This is a genomic window from Pseudomonas sp. K5002 (assembly GCF_013386655.1).
In the GTDB taxonomy this organism is placed as follows: Bacteria; Pseudomonadota; Gammaproteobacteria; order Pseudomonadales; family Pseudomonadaceae; genus Aquipseudomonas.
Genome location: NZ_JACARK010000775.1, coordinates 1 through 2,461 on the forward strand (window position 1 = coordinate 1; position 2,461 = coordinate 2,461).

1 protein-coding gene and 1 pseudogene are annotated in these 2,461 nt (G+C 64.0%); both read right to left on the bottom strand.

Features of this window, described 5'->3' with window-relative positions:
- Nucleotides 1-1,322, bottom strand: a pseudogene (locus HX846_RS28265) (excinuclease ABC subunit A); the annotation flags it as partial.
- A 126-nt stretch (nucleotides 1,323-1,448) separates the two neighbouring features.
- Nucleotides 1,449-2,461, bottom strand: a 1,013-nt coding sequence (locus tag HX846_RS28270; RefSeq protein ID WP_178966554.1) for an ATP-binding protein, incomplete at its 5' end; no start/stop codon positions are given.

Sequence of the window (2,461 nt, forward strand, 5' to 3'; positions counted from 1 at the left end):
AGGTCGTGTTCCACCACGAACAATGAGTTGCCGGCGGCCTTCAGGCGGTCGAGGGCGGCGAACAGGGCTTCGCCGTCAGCGGGATGCAGGCCGGCGGAAGGTTCGTCGAGTACGTAGATCACGCCGAACAACTGCGAACCCAGTTGGGTGGCCAGGCGCAGGCGTTGCAGTTCGCCGGAGGACAGGGTCGGTGTGCTGCGTTCCAGGGCCAGGTAGCCCAGACCGAGGTCGGTCAGGGTGCTGACGCGTTCGAGCAGGTCCTGGGCGATGCGTTGGGCGGCCAGGCGTTTTTCCACGGAGAGCTTTTTATCGCCCTGCCCTTCAGCCACCGGGCGCAGCAGTTCGGCAAGTTGCAGCAAGGACATTTGCGACAGCTCGCCAATGTCCACGCCGGCAAATTTCACCGACAGCGCGGCCTTGTTCAGGCGTTTGCCTTCGCACAGCGGGCATGGGCTGCCTTGCATGAACTGCGACACGCGCTTTTTCATCAGGGCGCTTTGGGAGTGGGTGAAGGTGTGCAGGATATAGCGGCGGGCGCCAGTGAAGGTGCCCTGGTAGCTGGGCTCGAGTTTGCGTTTGAGGGCGTCGCGGGTTTGGGCCGGTGTGAAGCCGGCGTACACCGGGACGGTGGGGGTTTCTTCGGTGAAGAGGATCCAGTCGCGCTGCTTTTTCGGCAGGTCGCGCCACGGGATGTCGACGTCGTAGCCGAGGGTGACGAGGATGTCGCGCTGGTTCTGGCCTTGCCACGCCAACGGCCAGGACGCCACGGCGCGTTGGCGGATGGTGAGGGAAGGATCGGGCACCATCAGGGCTTCGGTCACTTCGTACACGCGGCCCAGGCCGTGGCATTGCGGGCAGGCGCCCTGGGGCAGGTTGGGGGAAAAGTCTTCGGCGTACAGCATCGGTTGCCCCGCCGGGTAACTGCCGGCGCGGGAGTAAAGCATGCGGATCAGGCTGGACAAGGTGGTGACGCTGCCCACTGATGAACGTGTGCTGGGTGTGCCGCGCTGTTGTTGCAGGGCCACGGCGGGCGGCAGGCCTTCGATGGCGTCGACGTCCGGTACGCCGACCTGGTCGATCAGGCGGCGGGCGTAGGGCGCCACGGATTCGAAGTAGCGGCGCTGGGCTTCGGCGTAGACGGTGGAGAATGCCAGCGAGGACTTGCCGGAGCCTGACACGCCGGTGAACACCACCAGGGCGTCGCGGGGGATGTCCACGTCGACGTTGCGCAGGTTGTGTTCCCGTGCACCCCGCACCCGCACGAAGCCAGGGCGTTGGGAGGTGAGTGAGGTGTCTGGTCGCAGGTTGCGCTGGGAAGTCATGGGTAACCTTATCGGTGTGTTCAAGGCAGTGAAGATCAACTGTGGGAGCCGGGCTTGCCCGCGATGNNATCGCGGGCAAGCCCGGCTCCCACAGTGGTTTGGTGTTGCTGGCTGGATCTTCATTCGTCACATCATTCGGGAGGTCAGTACCGAGCGCACCCGTTGCGCCAAGTCATCCGGGCCATAGGGTTTGCTCAGCAGGTGAATGTCGTTGCCCAGCAGGTGGTTGCTGGAAAGAATGTCGCGGGTATGCCCGGAGGTAAACAGCACCGCTATCGCCGGCACTTGCCTGCGCGCCCACTCGGCCAGGTCGGTGCTTTTGACCCGGCCCGGCATCACCACGTCGGTGAAGATCAGGTCCGGTTGCAGGCCGGCCTGGAGCATCAGCATGGCCCGGTCGCCGTCTTCGGCGGTGAGCACGGTGTAGCCGGATTGTTCGAGCAATTCCACCGCGGCCGCGCGTACGCCTTCGTTGTCCTCAACCACCAGGATCGTCTCATGGCCGCCGCTGTATTGTGTGAGCTCGACAGGCGTATCGTGATTTTCCGGCTCTCCCAGGTTGCGCGGGAAATACATCTGCACCACGGTGCCGCTGCCCTCCACGCTCTCGACCTCAACATGCCCGCCACTTTGGCGCACGAACCCGAACACCATGCTCAGGCCCAGGCCGGTACCGTGGCCATTCGGCTTGGTGGTGAAAAACGGTTCGAAGGCCCGTGCCAGAATCGTTGGTGACATGCCGGCGCCGCTGTCGGCGACGGCCAGGCGCACATATTCACCGGGGTTGATGCTTTTACCGGCGCAATCCGGAGGGTTGAGAATAATGTTTTCGCCGGTGATCCGAATCACGCCCTCGCCTTTCATGGCATCCCGGGCGTTGATCGCCAGGTTGAGCAGTGCGTTTTCCAGTTGGTTGCGGTCGACGTTAATGCACCATGGATCCTGGGGCAGTTGCACATCAATGTGGATGGTTTCTCCCAGCGCCCGCTGCAGCAGCTCGCCCAGGCCTTCATAGATGCGCAGCGGGTTGTACACCGCCGGTGACAATGGCTGGCGACGGGCGAAGGCCAGCAGTTGCGAGGTCAGTTTGGCCCCACGTTCCACTGCCGCGATGGCGGCGCTGACCCGGCGCTGCACCT